Source organism: Micromonospora chalcea (assembly GCF_028768405.1).
Lineage (GTDB): Bacteria > Actinomycetota > Actinomycetes > Mycobacteriales > Micromonosporaceae > Micromonospora > Micromonospora chalcea.
Genome location: NZ_CP118233.1, coordinates 4,502,574 through 4,520,097 on the forward strand (window position 1 = coordinate 4,502,574; position 17,524 = coordinate 4,520,097).

The 17,524-nt window shown below is 71.1% G+C and carries 24 protein-coding genes and 2 tRNA genes; 15 read left to right on the forward strand and 11 right to left on the reverse strand.

All coding sequences use genetic code 11. The features are described from left to right. Positions 1-16: 16 nt before the first annotated feature. Positions 17-101: transfer RNA gene (locus tag PVK74_RS19915), tRNA-Ser, on the forward strand. A 240-nt stretch (positions 102-341) separates the two neighbouring features. Here PVK74_RS19915 and PVK74_RS19920 read toward each other — a convergent pair. Next, positions 342-917, reverse strand: coding sequence for an SLATT domain-containing protein (locus PVK74_RS19920; protein WP_166457491.1), 576 nt, complete (start codon positions 915-917; stop codon positions 342-344). A 73-nt stretch (positions 918-990) separates the two neighbouring features. After that, a complete protein-coding gene (locus PVK74_RS19925) occupies positions 991-1,467 on the reverse strand; it encodes a hypothetical protein (protein ID WP_166457490.1) in 477 nt (158 codons plus the stop codon). A 680-nt stretch (positions 1,468-2,147) separates the two neighbouring features. Between PVK74_RS19925 and PVK74_RS19930 the strand changes: the two genes are divergently transcribed. Continuing rightward, entirely contained in the window at positions 2,148-3,569 is a 1,422-nt protein-coding gene (locus PVK74_RS19930; RefSeq protein WP_166457489.1) for a PASTA domain-containing protein, read from the forward strand. A 46-nt stretch (positions 3,570-3,615) separates the two neighbouring features. Here PVK74_RS19930 and PVK74_RS19935 read toward each other — a convergent pair whose 3' ends face one another. Both PVK74_RS19935 and PVK74_RS19940 read right to left on the reverse strand, forming a co-directional pair. Next, complete coding sequence (locus PVK74_RS19935; RefSeq protein ID WP_274476992.1) at positions 3,616-4,836, reverse strand: RNA polymerase sigma factor; 1,221 nt, start codon at positions 4,834-4,836, stop codon at positions 3,616-3,618. Continuing rightward, complete coding sequence (locus PVK74_RS19940; RefSeq protein ID WP_274476993.1) at positions 4,833-5,165, reverse strand: YciI family protein; 333 nt, start codon at positions 5,163-5,165, stop codon at positions 4,833-4,835. Before PVK74_RS19940 ends, PVK74_RS19935 begins: the two co-directional genes overlap by 4 nt. A gap of 153 nt (positions 5,166-5,318) precedes the next feature. Between PVK74_RS19940 and PVK74_RS19945 the strand changes: the two genes are divergently transcribed. The 5 genes from PVK74_RS19945 to PVK74_RS19965 all read left to right on the forward strand — a co-directional run bounded on the left by PVK74_RS19945 (position 5,319) and on the right by PVK74_RS19965 (position 8,128). Then, a complete protein-coding gene (locus PVK74_RS19945; protein WP_064446822.1) occupies positions 5,319-5,831 on the forward strand; it encodes an NUDIX domain-containing protein in 513 nt (170 codons plus the stop codon). A 51-nt stretch (positions 5,832-5,882) separates the two neighbouring features. Next, a complete protein-coding gene (locus tag PVK74_RS19950; protein ID WP_166457486.1) occupies positions 5,883-6,497 on the forward strand; it encodes a hypothetical protein in 615 nt (204 codons plus the stop codon). Then, positions 6,494-7,015: a hypothetical protein gene (locus tag PVK74_RS19955; protein WP_043327830.1), complete on the forward strand. Its 522-nt coding sequence runs from the start codon at positions 6,494-6,496 to the stop codon at positions 7,013-7,015. Before PVK74_RS19950 ends, PVK74_RS19955 begins: the two co-directional genes overlap by 4 nt. A gap of 77 nt (positions 7,016-7,092) precedes the next feature. Beyond that, positions 7,093-7,611: an RNA polymerase sigma factor gene (locus PVK74_RS19960; RefSeq protein ID WP_370446803.1), complete on the forward strand. Its 519-nt coding sequence runs from the start codon at positions 7,093-7,095 to the stop codon at positions 7,609-7,611. Then, entirely contained in the window at positions 7,592-8,128 is a 537-nt protein-coding gene (locus PVK74_RS19965; RefSeq protein ID WP_157539041.1) for a DUF4362 domain-containing protein, read from the forward strand. The genes PVK74_RS19960 and PVK74_RS19965 overlap by 20 nt, the downstream gene beginning before the upstream one ends. A 43-nt stretch (positions 8,129-8,171) precedes the next feature. Here the strand turns inward: PVK74_RS19965 and PVK74_RS19970 are convergent, their stop codons facing one another. Continuing rightward, complete coding sequence (locus PVK74_RS19970) at positions 8,172-9,155, reverse strand: ABC transporter permease (RefSeq protein WP_274476994.1); 984 nt, start codon at positions 9,153-9,155, stop codon at positions 8,172-8,174. Positions 9,156-9,315: 160 nt separating this feature from the next. On the opposite strand from PVK74_RS19970, the gene PVK74_RS19975 reads away from it, so the two are divergent. Genes PVK74_RS19975 through PVK74_RS19985 form a run of 3 tightly spaced genes read left to right on the forward strand, consistent with a single transcriptional unit; the run spans position 9,316 to position 10,508 of the window. Next, on the forward strand, positions 9,316-9,588 hold the full coding sequence (locus tag PVK74_RS19975) for a hypothetical protein (protein WP_274476995.1): 273 nt from the start codon (positions 9,316-9,318) through the stop codon (positions 9,586-9,588). A 42-nt stretch (positions 9,589-9,630) separates the two neighbouring features. Next, positions 9,631-9,927, forward strand: a complete 297-nt coding sequence (locus PVK74_RS19980; RefSeq protein ID WP_274479293.1) for a permease-like cell division protein FtsX — start codon at positions 9,631-9,633, stop codon at positions 9,925-9,927. After that, the gene (locus PVK74_RS19985) at positions 9,924-10,508 is read left to right on the forward strand and encodes a SigE family RNA polymerase sigma factor (protein WP_274476996.1); all 585 of its coding nucleotides are present in this window, start codon (positions 9,924-9,926) and stop codon (positions 10,506-10,508) included. The genes PVK74_RS19980 and PVK74_RS19985 overlap by 4 nt, the downstream gene beginning before the upstream one ends. 63 nt (positions 10,509-10,571) lie before the next feature. Here PVK74_RS19985 and PVK74_RS19990 read toward each other — a convergent pair. Continuing rightward, positions 10,572-10,658 (reverse strand) — tRNA-Ser (locus PVK74_RS19990). 75 nt (positions 10,659-10,733) lie between these two features. On the opposite strand from PVK74_RS19990, the gene deoD reads away from it, so the two are divergent. From deoD to PVK74_RS20005, 3 genes are all read left to right on the forward strand, one after another. Further along, positions 10,734-11,441, forward strand: a complete 708-nt coding sequence (gene deoD, locus PVK74_RS19995) for a purine-nucleoside phosphorylase (RefSeq protein WP_274476997.1) — start codon at positions 10,734-10,736, stop codon at positions 11,439-11,441. Positions 11,442-11,554: 113 nt separating this feature from the next. Beyond that, complete coding sequence (locus tag PVK74_RS20000) at positions 11,555-12,193, forward strand: TetR/AcrR family transcriptional regulator (protein WP_030502134.1); 639 nt, start codon at positions 11,555-11,557, stop codon at positions 12,191-12,193. Further along, entirely contained in the window at positions 12,190-12,657 is a 468-nt protein-coding gene (locus PVK74_RS20005) for an acyl-CoA thioesterase (RefSeq protein ID WP_274476998.1), read from the forward strand. The genes PVK74_RS20000 and PVK74_RS20005 overlap by 4 nt, the downstream gene beginning before the upstream one ends. A 12-nt stretch (positions 12,658-12,669) precedes the next feature. Here PVK74_RS20005 and PVK74_RS20010 read toward each other — a convergent pair whose 3' ends face one another. The 4 genes from PVK74_RS20010 to PVK74_RS20025 all read right to left on the reverse strand — a co-directional run bounded on the left by PVK74_RS20010 (position 12,670) and on the right by PVK74_RS20025 (position 14,571). Then, positions 12,670-13,107 (reverse strand): nucleoside deaminase, encoded by a 438-nt coding sequence (locus PVK74_RS20010; protein ID WP_176722830.1) that lies wholly within the window; start codon positions 13,105-13,107, stop codon positions 12,670-12,672. 178 nt (positions 13,108-13,285) lie between these two features. After that, on the reverse strand, positions 13,286-13,810 hold the full coding sequence (locus tag PVK74_RS20015; RefSeq protein ID WP_043327823.1) for a tRNA adenosine deaminase-associated protein: 525 nt from the start codon (positions 13,808-13,810) through the stop codon (positions 13,286-13,288). Between the two features lie 121 nt (positions 13,811-13,931). After that, positions 13,932-14,102, reverse strand: coding sequence for a hypothetical protein (locus tag PVK74_RS20020; RefSeq protein WP_166457820.1), 171 nt, complete (start codon positions 14,100-14,102; stop codon positions 13,932-13,934). 73 nt (positions 14,103-14,175) lie between these two features. After that, a complete protein-coding gene (locus tag PVK74_RS20025) occupies positions 14,176-14,571 on the reverse strand; it encodes a hypothetical protein (protein WP_420800500.1) in 396 nt (131 codons plus the stop codon). Positions 14,572-14,680: 109 nt separating this feature from the next. Here PVK74_RS20025 and PVK74_RS20030 point away from each other — a divergent pair, with 109 nt between their 5' ends. Together PVK74_RS20030 and PVK74_RS20035 are read left to right on the forward strand one after the other, a co-directional pair. After that, the gene (locus PVK74_RS20030; RefSeq protein ID WP_043327822.1) at positions 14,681-15,424 is read left to right on the forward strand and encodes a M23 family metallopeptidase; all 744 of its coding nucleotides are present in this window, start codon (positions 14,681-14,683) and stop codon (positions 15,422-15,424) included. 48 nt (positions 15,425-15,472) lie between these two features. After that, the gene (locus tag PVK74_RS20035; protein WP_274477000.1) at positions 15,473-16,543 is read left to right on the forward strand and encodes a PHP domain-containing protein; all 1,071 of its coding nucleotides are present in this window, start codon (positions 15,473-15,475) and stop codon (positions 16,541-16,543) included. Between the two features lie 3 nt (positions 16,544-16,546). Here the strand turns inward: PVK74_RS20035 and PVK74_RS20040 are convergent, their stop codons facing one another. Beyond that, complete coding sequence (locus PVK74_RS20040) at positions 16,547-17,518, reverse strand: DMT family transporter (protein ID WP_043327820.1); 972 nt, start codon at positions 17,516-17,518, stop codon at positions 16,547-16,549. Positions 17,519-17,524: the final 6 nt, after the last annotated feature.

Below are 17,524 nucleotides of genomic sequence, written 5' to 3' on the forward strand. Positions count from 1 at the left end.
CTGTATCCTGGCTCGCGGAGGATTCGCCTAGAGGCCTAGGGCGCACGCTTGGAAAGCGTGTTGGGTTTACACCCTCACGAGTTCGAATCTCGTATCCTCCGCTCGCTTGAGCAGGAAAAACGACAGGGCCGGCCCCCACGGGGACCGGCCCTGAGTCGTCTCTACGGTCGCTGCCGTCTCAGTTGTCGTCTCACTTGCCCTGCTCTGGCCCCACTGACAGCCCGTCGCACAGGGGCCGCTGCTCGCTGGTCAACGCTCAGGCCGGGTTGGGGTTGTGCCAGTCATGACTTGGTGAGCGACGGCCATCTGTCGGCGGCACGTAGTGTCGCGACACCGCATGACTACCTGACAGTTGCTTGGGAAATCGGGCCGGGCTGTTGGGTGTCGCCCTGTCGCCTGAACTCCACCCACTGCCGGCTAACATCCGCCCAAATCTGTTGTTGATCGGCAAAGAAGCGATCCATTTGTTCACGGGTGACCTGGTCCGCCGGATTAGTTACAAGGACATAGTCGATTTCGTCGCGCAGGCGGTTGAGGCGGTAGCGCGTCTCTTCCATCAAAATCCATCGCGATCGCCAGTTATGGAACAGTTCGAGTGATCCCAGCAGCGTTACCACTGCGACCATCGGCAACGCGATCGATGCATTAAACGGGATCTGTGGGATTCCTAGGACCACCGTCGACAGCGCGGTCAAACCGAGCGACAGCCCTTTGGACCAGGTTGAACGACGACGGAATCGTGTCTTTCGCGAATCCGCCCATTCCATGTCGGCGGAAACAAGCTCTCGGAAGGTGGTAAGCGCCTCCGGCAAGGGTAGGGCCGTCCGACGGCCAGCCAGGACCAGGAGCCCCTCCTCAGAGGCCGCCTGCTCGGCAGCCGCCGTCGGTTCCTTGCCACGCTCGCGTTCCTGGGTCATCGTTCAATTCAGGATGATGCCAGGCGTTCAGAAGAGTTGGTTGCCGGATAGCCGACATTCCAGGAACCGAGGGTCACAGCCCGCGAGGGGGGCCGTCTCCGTAGAACCACGCCGTAGTGCCGGGCGGTGGCGGTGGCAGGTCGCCCCGAATTAGGTTGAATACGGCTACAGCGAGGTCAGCCACGGCAGATGTGTCGACAGACGATGCGCCGTGCAGGAACACCGCTTGTTGCTCGACGACGTAGTGCTCGGCTGCGTCTGCGGCCGTGATGTGGGGACGTGCTCTCAGTCGTTGAGCCGCCCTCGCGAACAGTTCCAGCAGTCGTTTTCGCTGTCGGCCGGTCAAGCCAGCCGGGACTTCGAGCCCTAGGCTTCCCCGTGCGTTGACTGCCATGCCGAGGTCGCGGCGAAGGGCGTCCCACCACGGTTCGCCGGCCAACTCTGCGGCATCGGCGACGTGCAGCACCTCAACCGCCAAAATCGTGAGGTTGATATCATACGTCCAAAGCCAGTGATCGTCGTCCAGGATCACAGCAACGGTCTTGCTCAACCGGCCCCTCCCCCAGCAGCAACAGACTCGGCCACAGCGCCCATCAGTCTGCCCGGCGGCTGGCGCGGGAGGCGGGAAGCCGGAGGGCTGCCGCGGAACGACAGGCCGTTGAGCGGGAAGTTGGTGGGCTGGCAGCCAGCCGGGGGCGCGGCGGCCGTCGCACCGGCGCACCGTGGGCCGAGTCACCGCCGGCCGGGGCAGGGATGCGGCGCGGAGTGTGCGGGGCCGACCCTTCGTCGTCTCTGCGGCTGCTCTCGTCTCAGTTGCCCTCTTCCTGCCGCCGTCATCCTCGCCGAACTCCCCAGCGGGTGTCCCAGAGCAGTCCGCTGAGCTGGGCGGCGTCGCGCCGCACCTGGTCGGCCATGTGCCGGTACCGGACGGTTATCCACGGAGGGACCAGCACGTCAGGCCGCCGCACCGACCAGCGTCACCATGATCATCCGATTGCTGGATGGCACGGTCGCGAGGCCGGATACGAAGCTACGACGATGGTCATCTTGATACGTACCTTCGACGGAATCGAGCTGGCCTGTTCCGAACCGGTCCCTGCTGGGCGGCGGCGCCGATCGGCAGCACCGACGCGGGTCCGCTCGGACCCATCGTCACGAAGGTCAGTGACCTCCAGACCGGCATCTCCGGCCGGACAGAGAACGCGCTGGGCGGGCTGACCCGTGTCTGCCATGTTTCGTCTGACGGGCAAGCCCGTCGCAGACATCCTGCTGATCTTCCTGTGGTGGCCGATCGCGGCATCGGTTCTCCTCGTGGTTGGGCTGTTTAGCCTGATCTCCGCGGCGAATCGACGCGTGGATGAGGCTGACCGCCGGGCCGGGAGACGGCCGCGCTTCCCGATGGATGAGGGTGCCAAGGCTGCCCGCGCACAAGCAGCTCATGAGTACACCGGTCGGCTTCCGGCCACTGATTCTGACCGGGAGGTCGCGGTTGAGATCGCATCCCGGCCCTTGTCCGAAAACGGAATCACGAACGACGAGCTGAATCAGCTCGCCGACCTGAGGCTTGCGCTGGGCGCGGCGACGACGCGAGGCGAGCTTGCCGCCATCGCCGACGTGCCACTGGAGACCTTCGGTCCCGTGAAGGCTGCCCCGGAGCCGGTCCTTCTTCGGTTGAAGCGCCATGGCGCACTCATTGCCGCAATGCTCGGCGCCTTACTGATCGTCCTTGGCGGCGTGGTTCAGGAGTACGGCATCGCGCTCCTCGGCTGCCTGGCGATCACCGCGGCCGTCGCGGCTTGGACATGGTCGCGGGCGCACGGTTCAAGGGTATGGAAGACGGTGGGCCTGGCGTTCCTCGCCTGGGCCGTTGCCATCTCCATCGCTGCGGTCGTTGCGCCACCGCCGGAAACAGGGCCGAAGTCCGTCGGTCAGGGGAGGCCGGCGCCCCTGTACGGAAGAACAACAGAGCCCGCCACGCCGAGCACCGTCCCGGTTGTGCCGACCGTTCCAGACGTAGTGGGCTTTGACCTCCCCAGTGCCCGCAGCTCGATCGCCGCCTTCAACCTCCGTTCGAGGACCTCAGACGCCGCGCCTCTCTGCAGGAGGGCGTGGGATGCCAGCTGGACCGTCATTGCGACAAGCCCGCCTCCGGGCAGAGTCGTCCCGCCGGACGAAACCATTTCACTGCACGTACTCAGGGCAGAAGAAGCGGCATGGTTCGCTGCTCATCCGACGATGCCCCGGCTCCCGAAGGGCATCGCGGCGGGGAGTACGACCAAGGACGACGGCCCGCTCGCCGGTCTGCAGCAGTTGGTCCTGTTCCGCTACGCCAAAGGTATGGCACAAAAGGGTGCGCTTACCGCCGTCGACCGCCCCTGCTCCCCGTACAGCAACGAGCCGCCAGAGGAGGTGGCGACACGGGCCGGGCTGAAGGTGTCCCATTCAGGATCATCGATCGTGGTGGGAAGCATCCCGGCGGCAGGGCAACCGGTTCGACCGGGCCAGTTCATCGTCCTGCTGGTGCGCGATCAGGAGCAACGGCCGACGCCGAAGGGCTCCAGCAGTGGACGTCCCCCTCTCCCGCCACGTTCGGGCAACGACGATGACGACTTCAACATCCCCGGGTGGCTCTGCCCCACCCGATTCTGCTGAACGGGGGTATCGCTCGCATCAGTGACGGCCCGAACCGCGGTGTCCCTCACCGGCAGCCCAACTGGTCCCGGCGCCGCCTCAAATACGCCGTCTCCGCGCTGTTCCCCGCCAACTCGATCGCCCGCTCGTACGCCTCCCGCGCCTCCCCACCCCGCCCGATCCGCCGCAGCAGCTCGGCCCGCGTCGCGTGGTACGCGTGATATCCCTCCAGCGGCAACCCGTCCACCTCGGCGAGCGCCACCTGCGGCCCGTCCAGTTCGGCGACCGCCACGGCCCGGTTGAGTCGCACGATCGGCGACGGGTCGACGCGTACCAAATGGTCGTAGAGCGCGGCGACCTGCGACCAGTCGGTGTCCCGCGCGTCGCGGGCGTCGGTGTGTACGGCGTTTATCGCGGCGAGGATCTGGTAGCGGCCCGGCGGCCGTGCGGCGGCGATGCACGCGCGGACCAAGGCGTGGCCCTCGGCGATGAGGCCGCGGTCCCAGGCGCTGCGGTCCTGCTCGGCGAGGACGACGAGTTCGCCGGTCGCGGAGACCCGGGCGGGCCGGCGGGCCTCGGTCAGCAGCATCAGCGCCAAGAGGCCGGTGACCTCGTGGTCGTCGGGCAGCAGCGTACGGACCAGCCGGGTGAGCCGGATCGCCTCGCCGGTCAGGTCGGCGCGGACCGCCTCCTTGCCGGGGTCGGAGGCGAGGTAGCCCTCGTTGAAGACCAGATAGAGAACGGCGAGCACGCCGGTGACGCGGGCCGGCAGGTCCTCGCGGGACGGCACCCGGTACGGGATCCCGGCCGCCTTGATCTTCGTCTTGGCCCTGGTGATCCGCCGGCTCATGGCGGCTTCCTGAACCAGGTACGCCCGGGCGATCTCCGGCACTGTGAGTCCGCCGACCAGGCGCAGCGTCAGCGCCACCCGCGCTTCCATGGCCAGCGCCGGATGGCAGCAGGTGAAGATCAGGCGGAGCCGGTCGTCGTCGATGACACCGAGCGGTTCCGGCACGTCGGTCAGCATCAGCGCCTCCCGGTGCTTGTCCTCCCGCCGGCTCTCGCGCCGGATCCGGTCGACGGCCCGGCGGTACGCGACTGTGGTGAGCCACGCGCCGGGGTTCGGCGGTACGCCGTCGGCCGACCAGCGTTCGACGGCGGCGGCGAACGCCTCGGCGGTCATCTCCTCGGCCACGTCGAGATCGCCGATGCGCCGGGCGAGCGTGGCGACCACCCGGGCCCACTCCTCGCGGTGGAGCCGGGTGAGCGCCTCGCCGATGTCTGTCACGCGGTCAGGAACGGCCGCAGCTCGACCCGCCTGTTGCACCGCTGCGACGCCAGCGCGGCGAGCGGGAGCGCCACGTCGAAGTCCGGCGCCTCGACGATCCAGAATCCGCCGACGTACTCCTTCGTCTCCACGTAGGGGCCGTCGGTGAACACCGGGTTCCCGTCCCGCGCGTCCACGACTGTGGCCGTCTCCGGTGCCGCGAGGCCACCGGCGAAGACCCAGTGGCCGTCGGCGCGCAACCGCTCGTTGAACTCACCGATCGCGGCCATCTCCGCCTCGGTGGCCGAGCCGGTCGTGCCGTCGAGTACGGAGATCAGGTACTGCGCCATCGGTTCCTCTTTTACTATCGTCGGCCGCCGTCACCCCGGCTACGAACGCCTCCACCCCGATCCGACCACCTCCGCCGAGATCGACCAGGCGATTCTCGTACGCGAACGCCGAGGCCGCTGCCGACGGCGCGAGGACGGCCGACAATCGTCGGCATGGCCGACGAGCGTCCCCTGTACGAGCGAGATCCGGCAGCCTGGCAGGCCCACCTCGCCGAGGGCAACGCGCGGCAGCCCCGGAAGCGGGTGGGAGCCGACGTACTGCTGCGCAACGGTGACGGCGACGTCCTGCTGGTAGATCCGCGCTACAAGCCGGACTGGGACCTGCCGGGCGGCATGGCGGAGGCGAACGAGCCGCCGCACCTGGCCGCCGAGCGGGAGGTGCGCGAGGAGTTGGGTCTCGAACTGCGCATCGGACCGTTGCTGGTGGTGGACTGGGTTGCACCGCACGGCCCGTGGGACGACAGCCTGATGTTCATCTTCGACGGCGGTGCACTGCCTCCCGCCGAGCCGTTGAAACCGGCTGACGGCGAACTGGCCGACGCACGATTCGTTGCGCTCGATGATGCGCAGGGGCTGCTTCGCCCGTACGTTTGGCATCGGCTGCGTCACGCGGTGGCCGCGCTGAGCGACGGACGCCCGAGGTATCTGACCAACGGAGCCACCTGAGATCGTCGTACACATGTTCCATCCACAGCCTGTGGACGCCGAGAGGACCGGATGAGTTACCAGCTCAGCGCCGTGGTCGCCGACGTCGAGCTGCTACGCGAGCAGACCGCCGACCTGGACCACGCGGTGCTCGCCGCCCTCCGTCAGGACTTCGCGCTGCTGCCGGTGACCCCGCAACTGGTGCAGGAGCTGACCGGCGGGCTGCCGGACTTCGCCACCGACGAGCCGCGCGCCGAGCGTCCGTTCCGGCTGGTGCTCTCGCCGCCGCTGGCGGAGGTGCTGGCCCGCTGGTCGACCAGCGGCCCGATCGCGTATCTGGAGGCGGAGTTCGCGGGCGGGCTGGGCCACCAGTCGGCGGTGGTGTGGCTCGGCGGCGAGGTGAGCTGGGGGCCGCGGTACGACGCCGCGCTGGACCGGCCGCGTACCGAGTGGCCGATCAACACGGCGCTGGCCAGGCTGGGCGCGGAGCCGGGCGCGTGGATCGACCCGTTCGCCGAGCTGGGCCTGCACCTGGAGCGCGACACCGACGGCTGGCTGACGCACGGTCGGCGCGGGCTGTCCGCCGACTACTGGGACGAGCTGGCCGAAGAGTGGGAACTTCGCCAATCCGGCCAGCACCAGCAACCTCATCGCCCCGGTCCCGTTGGTGACTGGGGGATTGCATGAAATTACGACAATTCGGCTTTATTGCCGTACTGCTTGCTGCCGCATCAGTGGCGGGCAGCGGCGTTCATCCACAGTGGCCGGCCCGGCCCGTCGGCGCCGCCCAGGTGGTCAGCCTGGAGGGCCTGCGCGACGCGGAGTTCGGCGCCACCGAGGCGGACCTGACCCGCCGCGGCGTGCTGCGCGCCGACGAGGAGGCATGCGGGCCCGCACTCGTCGGACACGGGGCGGTCAGCCCGATCTTCGTCGACGACCGGCTCGTCCTGCTCTGGCTGGACGACCCGATGAGCACACCGGAGGGCATCAGCGCCGGCACGCCGATCGGCGAGGTCCGCGCCGCGTACCCCGGCGCCACCGACCTGCCGGCGCCGCCCGGCAGTCACCGCTTCGCCGGGCTGCTCGCCCGCGACGGCGACCGCGCGTACCTGTTCCTGCACGACGGCGTCACCGTCCGCGAGATCATCGCCGGGTACGCGGACTGGGCCCGCCGCCTCTTCGACGAGGGCTACGGCCCCTGCTGACATTCGGCTCGACCACCTGGCTGTAACCGGTGGCCCCCTGGCGGTGTGTATATGTGTGACGGCCAGGGAGAGGGACGATGCGGATGGGCACGAGCGACGACTTCGACGCCTTCTACGCGGCGACCTCGGCCCGGGTCCTGCACCAGGTCTACGCGGTCTGCGGCGATCTCGGCGAGGCACAGGACGTCGTGCAGGAGGCATACGCCCGCGCCTGGGCGCGCTGGTCGTCGCTGTCCGGCTACGACTCGCCAGAAGCCTGGGTACGAACGGTCGCGTGGCGGCTGGCCGCCAACCGGTGGCGCAGCGTCCGACGCTGGCTCGCCGCACGGGCGAGACTCGGCCCGTCCACAGAAGCGCCCGAGCCGTCACCGGACCGGGTCGCGGTCCTGGCGGCGCTCCGGCAGCTACCGGAGTCGCAGCGGCGGGTGGTGGTCCTGCACTACCTCTCCGACCTGCCGATCAGCGAGATCGCCGAGACCACCGGGATGCCCGCCGGCACCGTCAAGGTCTACCTGTCCCGTGCGCGGACGGCGCTCGCCCCGCTGCTCGATGCCGACGACGAGCGGAAGGACTCCGATGTCAGCACGCATCCGTGAGGCCATCGCGGCGCTGGAGGACGACACCGCCGCCCTGAACCTGGCGCCACCCGAGCGGGTCCGCGCGCGCGGCGAGCGCCTACGTCGACGACGGACGGCAGGTGGCGTGGCGCTCGTCGCGGTCCTGACAGTCGCGACAGTGTCAGCCGGCGTGGCCGCAACGAACAACGGAGGTACGGACGCCTCGCCCCCTGTTGGCACGGGAGCCACAGTGAACTGCGGCGATCACGTGCTCGGGCTCATGGACCGCATACCGGAAGCCGCGATCACCTGCTTCCTCGACGCGGTCGAGGCGCATCGCCCCGCCCGCCTCGCCGTCACCTCGCCGACGACGGAAGGCGACCCGATCCCGACCCTCTACGTCGTCGGCGAGGACGGCACGGTGGAGGTGACCACCGACTTCCGCCAGGACAGATTCGGCGGCGGGCAGGGTCTCGTGCTGGAGAGGTGCACCGGTCCCGAGGTCACAAGCGGGCGGATCATGTTCCGGCAGTGCTCGTCGCCGGTACCGCGCTGACCACCCCCCGGGCGGCGAGAACGCCCGGCCGAGCTGACAGCGGTCAGTACTTCCGCGTCGGCTCCGCCGGCCCGGCACCCGACACGCTCGCGGGCAGTGCCGGGCGCAGGGCCTCCAGCGCCCGGCTGACGCCCAGGCCGGCGAGGATCGCCAGCGCGAAGACGACAGTCGGCAGCCACCGGGGGCCGTCCGCGACGAGGATGATCATCTGCACCAGGCACAGCAGGGTGACCCCCAGCACGGTGCCCGCGAAGCCGCCCCGCCCGCCGGCCACGCTCACGCCGCCGAGCAGGACGGCACCGGCCACCAACGTCAGCTGGCCGATGTCGGCCGATGGGATTGCGGCACCGATCCGGCCGGCCAGCAGGACTCCGGCCGCGCCCGCGATCAGGCTGGAACCGCCCAGGCCGATGACCGCGCCCAGCAGCCGTGCACCGAACGGCGACGGCGGCTCCCCGGCGACGACCCGGTTACCGCTCAGCGCCCGCCGCACCGCCGGGACCGACCACACCACCGCGCCGCCGATCGACAGCAGGAGAAACAGCACCAGCCACCCGGCCCCGGCACCGTCGGACCGGATCCAACCTTCGCTCGCGAGCCGCCGCGGACCGCCGCTGCCGGTGGTCGCGAGCAGAATGCCCTGCGTCAGGGCAAGCCCGCCCAGCGACACCGCCCACCCGGGCGCCTGCAGCAGCCCGGCGATCAGGCCCATCCCGAGACCGAAGAACGCCGCGGCGGCGATCGCGGCGACCGCCGCGACGAGGACCGGGGCGCCGGCGTCGAGCACCTCCGCGTACGTCAGGCCGGCGAGTGCCCCGACTGCGACGACCGCGAGGTTGGGCGTGGCGGTGCGCAGCGACAGCGCGAAGGCGGTCGCCAACAGGCCGGCGGAGGCGATGTTGAACACCAGCGGCGACAGCCGCGACCCGTCCTGGGAGTACCACACCACCGCGGCGACGACGGTCAGCGCCAGCAGCACCGCCTCCCAGATCAGGTGCGGCCGAATGGAGCCACCGGAACGGGACATGACCGGTCCGGCGGGTGCCAACGGTTGTTCAGGCGTGAAAACCACAGCGATTCCTCCCTTGAGCGGACGCTGACACTAACCCGCAGGAGCTCCGGTGTGACCGATACGGCGACTCGACCGGTCCCTAAGAGAGGACGCCGTCGGACACCAGGAGCGAGTTGTGAACCAGAAACTGCGTGTGCTCTTCGAGCGGGCACTCGAGGTGGAACCCGTACCCCCGACCGGGGAACTGGCCCGGGAGGCCATGGCCGGGGGCGCCGCGCTGCGACGCAGACGCCGGCTGGTCACGGGAGGCACGGCGGCCTGTCTCGTCACGATCGCCGCTGTCCTGGTCGCCCTGAACCTGACGCCGACATCGAGGGAACCGGTGCCGCCGGTGGTGGCGGCCGGCGCGCTGATGCCCTCCGCCGACGCCACCTGTGAGCGACAGTGAGGTGACGAGCCGGTCGACGTCCGCGTCTTCCTGCGGCATGACATCACTGATCAGCAGCGGCTCGACCTACACGACGCGCTCCGGTCGGATCCGCTCGTGCGGAGCGTAACGTTCCAGAGCCGGGACGAGGCGTATGCCAGATTCAAGGAGATGTACCGGAACAGCCCGGATCTGGTCCACGCGGTCAAACCGGAGCAGATGCCCGAGTCCTTCCAGGTCACGTTGACGAGGGCGAAGGACTACTCCGAACTCGTGGCGAACTTCCACGACCGGGACGGCGTCGATCAGGTCCTGGGCGGTCCGTGCCCGGCGCGCTCGGACTCCGGGGAGGGTGAGTGACCAGCGGGCAGATCGACGTACGCGCTACGCCGACCGCCGAACGCCCGGCCGGAGCGCTGGCCCGCTGGAGCGCCGCCCGTCGCCGTGAGCGCAGCAACCGGGACGAGGACTTCAGCGCGTTCGTCGCGGCGACCGCGCCCCGGTTGAGACGCACCGCCTACCTCATGTGCCGGGACTGGCACCTCGCCCAGGACCTGACCCAGATCACGTTCACCCGGATGTACGCCTCATGGGCCCGCATCCGGCATGCCGCGAACCTCGACGCGTACAGCCGCCGGGTGCTCATGAACGCCGTCTTCGACCAGCGGAGCCGGCGCAGCGGCACCGAGGTGGTCTGCGCCGATCTCCCCGAGCGGCCGGAACCGACGGCGGCGACGGACCTGCACGTCGCGTTGATGACCGCGCTGGCGACGCTGCCGATCCGGGACCAGGCGATCGTGGTGCTGCGGCACTGGGAGGACCAGAGCGTCGCCACCGTCGCCAAGATCCTGCGCATCTCCGTATCGGCCGTGAAGATGCGGGACGCCCGGGCGTTGAGCCGGATCCGCGCGCTGCTCGGCGAGGACTTCGCCGGGAGCTGACCCGGAACGCGGAACGCCCGGTCGATCCTCGCGGATCGACCGGGCGTTCTCGCTGTTCACGAGCGGTGGCGGCGGGATTTGAACCCGCGGAGGGCGTAAACCCTCACACGCTTTCGAGGCGTGCTCCTTAGGCCACTCGGACACGCCACCGCCGACGAGGGTACAGGACCGCCGGCTTGGACGCCGAACCGGTATCCCTCGGCCCGGCCTGGCAGGATCTTTGCCATGAGTACGCACATCGGCGCTGAGCCGGGAGAGATCGCCGAGCGGGTCCTGATGCCGGGCGACCCGCTGCGGGCCAAGTGGATCGCGGAGACCTACCTGGAGGGGGCCCGCTGCTACACGACGGTGCGCGGCATGCTGGGCTTCACCGGCAAGTGGAACGGCGTTGACGTGTCCGTCCAGGGCTCCGGCATGGGCATGCCGTCCGCCTCGATCTACGCCCACGAGCTGGTAAACGAGTACGGCGTGAAGTCGCTGATCCGGGTCGGCTCCTGCGGCGCGCTGACCGAGGATCTGCAGCTGCGGGACGTGGTGGCGGCGATCGGCTCGTCCACCGACTCGAACATGAACCGGATGCGCTTCGACGGGCTGATCGACTACGCCCCGGTGGCCGACTTCGGGTTGCTGCGTACCTCGGTCGAGGTGGCCGAGCGGCGCGGCATCAGCATGCGGGTGGGGCCGATCCTGGCGGCGGACGCCTTCTACACGGACCGGCCGGACCTGTACGACACGCTCGCCGACTACGGCGTGCTGGCGGTGGAGATGGAGTCGGCGGCGCTCTACACGATCGCGGCGCGCTTCAAGGCCCGCGCGCTGACGATCCTGACCGTCAGCGACCACATCAAGACCGGCGAGAAGACCACGTCGCAGGAGCGTGAGCAGACGTTCGGCCAGATGGTCGAGATCGCGCTGGACACCATCGTCGCCTGACCTGATCGACCCTGGGCCGCCCCGTCACCGCAAGGTGGCGGGGCGGTCGCGCGTTACCGGGGTCACAAAAATAAATACGACCGGTCGTGCTTGTTTCCCGATACGCTGCCCGCATGACCTCCGACGGCCGCGTCGCCCGTGGCGACCGCACCCGCACCGCGGTGCTGGACACCGCCGTGGCGCTGGCCACCGAGGTCGGCCTGCACGGCCTCTCCCTGGCCCAGCTCGCCGACCGGCTGGAGGTGAGCAAGTCCGGCCTCTTCGCGCACTGGCGCTCCAAGGAGGCGCTGCAACTCGCCACCGTCGACCGGGCCGTCGCGCAGTGGCAGGAAATGATCGTCGCGCCCGCCCTGGAGGCGCCCCGGGGCGTACGCCGGCTGCGCGCGCTGCACGAGGCCCGGATCGACTTCTACGCCGCCCGGGTGCTGCCCGGCGGCTGCTTCTTCGCCAACACCGAGTTCGAGTACAACGCCCGCCCCGGCCCGGTCCGCGACCGGCTCGCCGAGGCGTTCGCCCGCTGGACCGCGCTGCTGGAACGCCTCGTCCAGGAGGCGGTGGACCTCGGCGAACTCCCCGCCGACCTGGACGTGCCACTGCTCGCGTACGAGATCGACGCGCTGGGGATCAGCGCGGTGATGCGGTCCCGGCTGCTCGACCCGGACGCCACCTACCGGCACGCCCGCCAGGGCCTGCTGACCCGGCTGCGGGCGCTCTGCCCGGATCCGACCCTGCTACCGGAAGGCCAGTCATGAGCCACACCACAGTCGAGCGGCAGGCCGCCGAGTTCGGGCACGTCGCGCACGTGCCGGTGCACTTCGACGACCTCGACGCCATGGGCCTGCTGCACAACGCCCGCTACGCGGTGCTGCTGGAACGCGCGCTCACGCCGTACTGGGCCGAGCGCGGCGTCGCCTTCTGCGGCGACGTGCACGCCGCGCCGGACGTGTTCCACGCGGTCCGCGAGTTCACCATCAGCTACCGCGCGCCGGTCACCGGCGTCGGCACTGTGGCTGTGCACTTCTGGCTGGAGCACTTCGGCACCAGCAGCGCCCGGTACGCCTTCGAGTTCCGCTCGACCGACGGCGCCACCGTGCACGCCACCGGCACCCGGTCGATCGTCCGGCTCGACCCGGCGACGTTGCGCCCGACCGCGTGGACCGAGGTCGCCCAGGGGGTCGCCGCGACGCTGCTGCGCCCGGCGCCGACGAGCGCCTGAGCCGAGCACACCTCAGCGGAAGAACGCGCGCAGCAACGCCGCGCTCTCGCGTTCCAGCACGCCGCCGTACACCTCGGGGCGGTGCGTGACGCGGCGGTCGCGCAGCACGTCCCAGAGCGACCCGACCGCGCCGGTCTTGGGTTCCCACGCGCCGAACACCACTGTCGAGACGCGGGCCAGCGCGATCGCCCCGGCGCACATGGTGCACGGCTCCAGCGTCACGACGAGCGTGCAGTCGTCCAGCCGCCAGCGGCCCAGCCGCTGCGCGGCCCGGCGCAGCGCCAGCACCTCGGCGTGCGCGGTCGGGTCGCCGGTCAGCTCCCGCTCGTTGCGCCCGATCGCCAGTTCGGCGCCGTCGGGGCCGTAGAGCACCGCGCCGACCGGCACGTCGTCGGCGTCGGGGATCGCCTCGTCCGGGCCGGTCACCGCGACCTCCAGGGCCCGGCGCATCCACAGCTCGTGCCGCTGCCGGCGGCCGACCGCGCCCGGTTCGGCGAGCGCCTCGTCCGCGCCGGGACCGACGCGCGCGGCCCGGCCGGGGGTGGGCTGCCCCGGGCGTACGGTCTCCAGCGCCGGATCGGTCGCGTCGGCGGGTTCGGCGGCGCCGGGCGTCCGGGACTCCCCGGGCTCAGACCTCACGCAACTCCTCGACCTCGTCCACGCAGCCGAGCACCTGGCAGATCTCGGCGGTGACGTCGGCCGGCATGGAACCCTCGTGTGCGCAGAGCGCGAGCAGCTTCTGCGCCGGGATGCCCAGGTCGGCCAGCAGGTCCGCGTCACCGACCGGGTCGGCCTCCGGGTCCACAGCGGGCTGCTCGTTGTCGTCGTCGCCGCTGGAGGCGCGCGGCTCGTCGACCTCCTCCAGCCCGGTGACCGACGTCTTCAGATCGCCGACCAGCAGCGCGCCCAGGCGGGACTCCTCCGCGAACGCCGAGTCGGAGCCGAAGACCCGCAGGTCCTCCCCCTCGTCCAGGCGCAGGACGACCAGGTACGTGTCGTCGGCCTCGACGAACAGCAGCGACAGGTCGGCGTCCGGCTCGACGTCGCGCAGCCGGTCCGCCACCTCCTCGATGTCGGTGACGCCCCGCAGGCTCACCTCGCCCGCGGTCCAGCCGCCGTCGACGCGCGCCACGGCAGCAGCGAAGTACGACACGGTCCCCCCAAATTGGCCTCGGCAGCACGCCGACAGGTCACGCGATGCACGTTAACCGGTCGGGTCGGCGGGCGACCGGTCAACGCCCCGTAAGGGCCGGCCGTTCTGAAGAGAAAGCCGGTCAGCCGACGACGCGCCGACGGGTGGCGATGAGTTGGCGCAGCCGCTCGGTACGCGCGCGCTGTGGTCGCTGGCGCTGCTGCACCGCGCGGGCACCGGCCAACTCGGCAAGGAGTTGCAGGCGACGGCGGCTCCGCTCGGGGTCGAGCCGCGGCGGTGTGGTCCAGGCCATACCGCCGAGGGTGGACCGTCACCGCGCGAACGTCAAGGTGGCCTTCGCTACGCAGCGAAACCGGCACCCATGGTCACCAGAGCGGCCAGTCGCCGGTCTGCGCCCACCGCATCGCGACCAGCGCGGCGGCGATGCTCCAACCACCGGCGGTGACGATCGCGACCCCGGTGGCGACCCCCCGGTCACCGTGGCGGACCAGCACCGCAGCCGCCGCCCAGGCCAGGGCGCCGGCCAGCAGAGTCCACCAGGCGTAACCCGCGATGTTGCGGCCGAACAGCCCGAACAGCAGCAACCAGGCGAACGCGACGAGCGCGCCGACCGCGACCCCGGAGCCGGTGATCGGGTACGGCTCGCGGTAGCTGGGCCGGATCGGCGCGTTGGACGGGAAGAGTCCCGAGGGGGTACGCGGCGGAGGTGGGAACGCCCCCGGACCGGTCCCCTCGGGTCCGCCCTGCCACCCGTACGTCACCGCCGCCCCCTTCCCCGAACGATCCACGTCGGCGTCACGCACCGTGACCGGCGGGTGTGACGCGGTCGCGGCGTTCGTCCCTACGGTAGTGGTCTGTCAGGATGACCGGATGCGCTCGCCATCGATCGGACGCCGGACGCGGCCGGCGTACCCGGTCCTGCTGCTCGTCGCGGCGCTCGCCGCCGGGGGGTGTGGCGCCTCCACCGGGCGCGCCGACAGGTGGCAGGAACCGAGCCCGATCGCGACGGGCGCGCAGCCTGCCGACCCGGCGAGCCCGGCACCGCCGACCGCCTCCCCGCCGTCGCCGGCCCGCACGGACGTGAAGCGGGTCTTCCCCGTCCGCGCCGGCAACGTCGACTACCACCCGACGCACGGCGGCTACCCGGGCACCGACGTGTTCGCCGACTGCGGCGAGCCGGTGGTGGCGGTCACCGACGGCGTGGTGCTGGAGGTGAGCCGGGTCGACCGGTTCGACAAGCGCGGGCCGCAGGGGCCGAACAACGGCGGGCTCTCCGTCTCGCTGCTCGGTGACGACGGGGTGCGCTACTACGGCTCGCACCTGAGCGCGGTCGCGGCCGGCATCGACCCGGGCGTACGGGTCCGGGCCGGGCAGCAGCTCGGCAAGGTGGGCCGTACCGGCAACGCCAACAACGTCTGTCACCTGCACTTCGGACTCTCCCCGAAGTGCACGGGAAAGGACGACTGGTGGATCCGCCGGGGCGTGGTCTGGCCGGCGCCCTACCTGAACTCGTGGCGCAAGGACGGCAACCGCTCGCCGGTCGCCGAGGTCACCGCCTGGCAGCGCAAGCACGGCTGCCCGGCGTCGCCGGGCCGGTCCACCACGGGCGGCTGACGGTGCGGGGTCGCGCGGCGGGCGGCGGATGCGCGTAGGTTCCAGGGCATGAGTGCCCGGGATCCCATCGCCGACCTGCGCCGGATCGCGTTCCTGCTGGAACGGGCCAACGAGGCCACCTACCGGGTCCGGGCGTTCCGGTCGGCCGCGAAGACGCTCGGCGCGCTGCCCGCCGCCGAGGTGGCCGAACGGGCCCGCGCCGGCAAGCTGACCGAGCTGTCCGGCGTCGGTGACGTCACCGCCCGCTGCGTGGCCGAGTCGCTGGCCGGGGAGGAGCCGGTCTACCTGCGCCGGCTGCTGGCGACCGAGGGCACCGACCTGGACGAGGCGGCGGCGAAGCTGCGGGACGCGCTGCGCGGCGACTGCCACACCCACTCGGACTGGTCCGACGGCGGCTCGCCGATCGAGGAGATGGCGCTCGCGGCGGTCGAGCTGGGCCACGAGTACCTGGTGCTCACCGACCACTCGCCCCGGCTGAAGGTGGCCCGGGGCCTGACCGCGGAGCGGCTGCGCAAGCAGCTCGACCACGTCGCGGCCGTGAACGAGGCGCTGCCGAAGGGCTTCCGCCTGCTCACCGGCATCGAGGTGGACATCCTCGCCGACGGCTCGCTGGACCAGGACGAGGACCTGCTGGCCCGCCTGGACGTGGTGGTCGGCTCGGTGCACAGCGGGCTGAACGACGACCGGGCGAAGATGACCCGCCGGATGCTGACCGCGATCGCCAACCCGCACCTGGACATCCTCGGGCACTGCACCGGCCGGATGGTCTCCTCCCGGCCCGCCGGCGTGACCGGGCCGGGCGACAAGGGGCACCGCGCGCGTACCCGCAAGGAGAGCGAGTTCGACGCGGACGCCGTCTTCGCGGCGTGCGCCGAGCACGACGTGGCCGTCGAGATCAACTCCCGGCCGGAACGGCAGGACCCGCCGAAGCGGCTGATCCGGCTCGCGCTGGAGGCCGGGTGCCGGTTCGCCATCGACACCGACGCGCACGCCCCCGGCCAGCTCGACTGGCAGCGGTTCGGCTGCGAGCGGGCCGCGCTGTGCGGGGTGCCGGCGAACCGGGTGGTGAACACCTGGACGGCCGACCGCCTGGTGAAGTGGACAGCCGGCCGTAGCTGAGGGTCAGCCCTGGGCAGCCGGTTCGACAGTGCGGGCCGGCACCACCACGTCCGGGCGCGTGCGGCGCCGCCCGAACAGGCCCTGCGCGACCGCCACGCCGGCCAGCACCACGAGCGCACCCACCGGCTGGTGCCAGGTCATCCGCTCACCCAGCACGACCGCGCCGACGAGCACCGCGAACACCGGAACCAGGTACGTCACTGTGGACGCCGTGCTCGCCCCGGCCAGCCGGATGTTGCGCATGTTGATGACAAAGGCGAGCCCGGTGCCGAGCGCGCCGAGCGCCAGCACGCTCGCGATCACGCGCGGCGAGAGCCCGGCCGGGGACGGCGGCGTCCCGACGAACGGCGCGACCAGCGCGAGCTGCGCGGTCGCCACCAGCAGCTGGGCCGCCGACAGCGACAGCCCGGAGTACGCGCTGCCCGCGACGAACTTCTTCTGGTACGGAATGGCGAGCCCGTAGCAGGCAGCCGCGCCGAAGCACATGAGCTGGCCGACGAAGTGGGCGCCACCGACGCCCTCCCAGACGCCGAGCACCACGAGCACCCCGACGAAGCCCAGCCCCAGCCCGACCGCCCGCCGCACGGTCAGCCGCTCGGTGCGGAACACCAGCACCGCCAGCGGCAGCACGATCAGCGGCGTGGTGGCGTTCCAGATGCCGGCGAGCATCGACTCGACCCGCTGCTCGCCGTAGCCGAACAGCGTGAACGGCACCGCGACGCCGAACGCGGCCACCACGAGCATGTGCCCCCAGACGCGAAGGTCGCGGGGCAGCCGGTCGCGCAGCACGGCGAGCACCACCAGCAGCGTGACCGCGCCGGTGGCCACCCGGTAGAGAGTGAGGTGCACGGGGTGCAGCTCGGCCACGCCGACCTTGATGAACAGAAAACTCGAACCCCAGATGGCGGCAAGCGCGACGAACCCCGGCAGCCAGCTCCGCAGCGGCGCGCGGTCAGGAGTGAAATCGACTGTCACCCCTGA

Coding starts and splice junctions, on each gene's coding strand:
- PVK74_RS19920 (WP_166457491.1), bottom strand. CDS start 917: ATGACCCAGGAACGCGAGCGTGGCAAGGAACCGACGGCGGCTGCCGAG.
- PVK74_RS19940 (WP_274476993.1), bottom strand. CDS start 5,165: ATGGCGCAGTACCTGATCTCCGTACTCGACGGCACGACCGGCTCGGCC.
- PVK74_RS20030 (WP_043327822.1), top strand. CDS start 14,681: ATGCGCTCGCCATCGATCGGACGCCGGACGCGGCCGGCGTACCCGGTC.
- PVK74_RS19955 (WP_043327830.1), top strand. CDS start 6,494: ATGAAATTACGACAATTCGGCTTTATTGCCGTACTGCTTGCTGCCGCA.
- deoD (WP_274476997.1), top strand. CDS start 10,734: ATGAGTACGCACATCGGCGCTGAGCCGGGAGAGATCGCCGAGCGGGTC.
- PVK74_RS19930 (WP_166457489.1), top strand. CDS start 2,148: ATGTTTCGTCTGACGGGCAAGCCCGTCGCAGACATCCTGCTGATCTTC.
- PVK74_RS19965 (WP_157539041.1), top strand. CDS start 7,592: ATGTCAGCACGCATCCGTGAGGCCATCGCGGCGCTGGAGGACGACACC.
- PVK74_RS19960 (WP_370446803.1), top strand. CDS start 7,093: ATGCGGATGGGCACGAGCGACGACTTCGACGCCTTCTACGCGGCGACC.
- PVK74_RS20010 (WP_176722830.1), bottom strand. CDS start 13,107: ATGCGCCGGGCCCTGGAGGTCGCGGTGACCGGCCCGGACGAGGCGATC.
- PVK74_RS20035 (WP_274477000.1), top strand. CDS start 15,473: ATGAGTGCCCGGGATCCCATCGCCGACCTGCGCCGGATCGCGTTCCTG.
- PVK74_RS20005 (WP_274476998.1), top strand. CDS start 12,190: ATGAGCCACACCACAGTCGAGCGGCAGGCCGCCGAGTTCGGGCACGTC.
- PVK74_RS19950 (WP_166457486.1), top strand. CDS start 5,883: ATGAGTTACCAGCTCAGCGCCGTGGTCGCCGACGTCGAGCTGCTACGC.
- PVK74_RS19945 (WP_064446822.1), top strand. CDS start 5,319: ATGGCCGACGAGCGTCCCCTGTACGAGCGAGATCCGGCAGCCTGGCAG.
- PVK74_RS19970 (WP_274476994.1), bottom strand. CDS start 9,155: ATGTCCCGTTCCGGTGGCTCCATTCGGCCGCACCTGATCTGGGAGGCG.
- PVK74_RS20020 (WP_166457820.1), bottom strand. CDS start 14,102: ATGGCCTGGACCACACCGCCGCGGCTCGACCCCGAGCGGAGCCGCCGT.
- PVK74_RS20000 (WP_030502134.1), top strand. CDS start 11,555: ATGACCTCCGACGGCCGCGTCGCCCGTGGCGACCGCACCCGCACCGCG.